This window comes from Micromonospora sp. MH33 (genome assembly GCF_003013775.1).
In the GTDB taxonomy this organism is placed as follows: Bacteria; Actinomycetota; Actinomycetes; order Mycobacteriales; family Micromonosporaceae; genus Micromonospora; species Micromonospora fulviviridis.
Genome location: NZ_MUYZ01000517.1, coordinates 1 through 2689 on the forward strand (window position 1 = coordinate 1; position 2689 = coordinate 2689).

Sequence of the window (2689 nt, forward strand, 5' to 3'; positions counted from 1 at the left end):
GACCGCCGCCGCGCAGTCGCCCGAGCCGCCCCCGCCCGCCGTGCTGGCCGGCGCCGACGGCAACGCGCCGCTGCCCACCCCCGAGGGGGTACGCGCCGCGCTCGAACCCCTGGTCCGCGCCGCCGCGCTCGGCGACCGGGTGAACGTGTCGGTGGCCGACGTGACCACCGGCCAGGCGCTCTACGGCAGCGGGCAGGACGCCCGACCGTGCCCGCCTCGGTGACCAAGCTGGCCACCGGGGTCGCCGTGCTGGCCGCTCGCGGCCCGGCGTACCGGATTCCGACCCGGGCGGTGGCCGGCGCGGCGCCCGGCGAGGTGGTCCTGGTGGGCGGCGGCGACCCGACCCTCGCGGTCGACAAGGACGGCTTCTACCCGGGCGCGGCCCGGCTGGACGACCTCGCCGCCCAGGTGCGCAAGGCGCTCGGCGGCACCGCCCCGACCAAGGTCACCGTCGACTCGTCCCTGTTCAGCGGCCCGTTGTACGGGCCCGGCTGGGACGCCGACATCCCCACCGGCGGGTTCGGCGCGGCGATCACCGCCCTGATGACCGATGGCGCGCGCCGGGACGCGGCGGAGGCCCGCCGGACCGCCGAGGCCGCCAACCACGCCGCCGAGCGGATGCCCCAGCCGGACCTGACCGCCGGCCGGCAGTTCGCCAAGCTCCTCGGGCTCTCCGGGGACGCCGGCGAGGTGAAGCGGGGCACGGCACCCGCCGACTCCGGCGCGTCCGCGGCCGGGACGCCCGCCCCCGGGACCGAGCTGGGCAAGGTCGAGTCGCTGCCGATGGTCCGCCTGGTCGACATCATGATCAGTGACAGCGACAACGTGATCGCCGAGGCGATGGCCCGCCAGGTCGCGCTCGCCAAGGGCAAGCCCGGCTCGTTCGCCGGCGGCGCGGCCGCCACCGACCAGGTGCTCGGCGAGCTGGGGCTGCCGGCCGACGAGATCAGCCTGGCCGACGGCAGCGGGCTGTCCCGCACCAACCGGATCAGCCCGTCGCTGCTCACCGACCTGATCACGCTCGCCGGCAACGGGAGCCACCCCGATCTGGCCGCGATCTTCGGTGGCCTGCCGGTGGGCGGCTGGTCCGGCACCCTGGACGAGCGCTACCAGGCGGCGGTGACCAAGGCCGGTGCGGGCGTGGTCCGGGCGAAGACCGGGACGCTCAGCGGGGTGAACGCCATCGCCGGGCTGGTCACCACGGCCGACGGCCGGCTGCTCACCTTCGCCGTCCTCACCGACCGCACGCCGGACACCCTCGACGAGACCCGGCAGGCCCTCGACCGGATCACCTCCGCGCTGGCCGGCTGCGGCTGCCGCTGACCTCCCGCCCGCTGCGACCGGCGTCGATCGGCCGGCGCGAGCCCGGGTTGCGGTGTCGCGGCGCGGGTACGGTGGGTTCATGGCGCAGTTCGTGGACTGGGATCTGGCCGCCGCGACCGCGGGGGCGCTGGGCAAGTCGGGCCCCCGGGTGTCGTACGCCGAGGCCACCGACGTGGTGGGCGAGCTGCGCCGGCTGACCGAGGAGGCCGCCGGGCACGTCGCCGACTACACCGGCCTGCGCTCCCAGGTCGCGCACCCGCCGGTACGCGTGGTCGACCGCCGCGACTGGGCGGCCGCCAACATCGCCGGGCTGCGCGAGGTGATCACCCCGCTGGTGGACCGGCTCTCCGGCGACAAGCGCCCCGGGCCGTTCACCGAGGCGATCGGTTCCCGGCTCACCGGGGTGCAGGCCGGCACCGTGCTGGCGTACCTCTCCGGCCGGGTGCTCGGCCAGTACGAGGTCTTCGCCGGCGACCCCGGCCAGCTGCTGCTGGTGGCCCCGAACATCGTCGAGGTGGAGCGGAAGCTGGGGGCCGACCCCCGGGACTTCCGGCTCTGGGTCTGCCTGCACGAGGTGACCCACCGGACCCAGTTCACCGCCGTGCCGTGGATGCGCGCGTACTTCCTCAGCGAGGTGCAGGCGTTCGTCGACGCGTCGCAGGGCGGCGAGCACGTGCTGGAGCGGCTGCGCCGCGGCGTGGCCACGCTCGCCGACGCGGTGAAGGACCCGAACAGCCGGGCCAGCGTGCTGGACATCGTGCAGACCCCGGCGCAGCGGGCCGTGCTGGACCGGCTCACCGCGCTGATGACCCTGCTGGAGGGGCACGCCGAGTTCGTCATGGACGGCGTCGGCCCGCAGGTCATCCCCAGCGTCGAGTCGATCCGGGCGGCCTTCAACCGCCGCCGTGAGTCCGGCAACCCGCTGGAGAAGGCGATCCGCCGGCTGCTCGGCATCGAGGTCAAGATGCGCCAGTACGCGGAGGGCCGCAAGTTCGTGCACGGCGTGGTGGACCGGGTCGGCATGGCCGGCTTCAACAAGATCTTCTCCTCGCCGCTCACCCTGCCCCGGCTCGACGAGCTGGGCGACCCGGACGCCTGGGTGGCCCGCGTGCACGGCGGCCCGGCGAACGTCCCCCCGGTCGCCGGCTGAGTTGCCGGTTCGGCGCGAGGAGTGAGCCGGGTTTGCGAGCCCCGCAGTCGCGAACGAAGACGGGCACGGCGCTCGCCCCGCCGGTCGCCGCCGTCCGGCTCGCCGTACGCCGGGCGTTGACCGGGCTGCCCGGGGCCGGGCCGGTGCTGGTGGCCTGCTCCGGCGGCGCCGACTCGCTCGCCCTGGCGGCCGCCACCGCCTTCGTGGCGCCCCGCC

General features: G+C 76.1%; 1 protein-coding gene and 2 pseudogenes. All 3 read left to right on the forward strand.

The window, feature by feature from the left end; all coding sequences use genetic code 11:
- Positions 1 to 1323, forward strand: a pseudogene (dacB, locus tag B0E53_RS35230) (D-alanyl-D-alanine carboxypeptidase/D-alanyl-D-alanine-endopeptidase); the annotation flags it as partial.
- A 79-nt stretch (positions 1324 to 1402) separates the two neighbouring features.
- Entirely contained in the window at positions 1403 to 2473 is a 1071-nt protein-coding gene (locus tag B0E53_RS35235; protein ID WP_107079806.1) for a zinc-dependent metalloprotease, read from the forward strand.
- Positions 2474 to 2505: 32 nt separating this feature from the next.
- Positions 2506 to 2689 (forward strand): annotated as a pseudogene (locus B0E53_RS35240) (hypothetical protein); the annotation flags it as partial.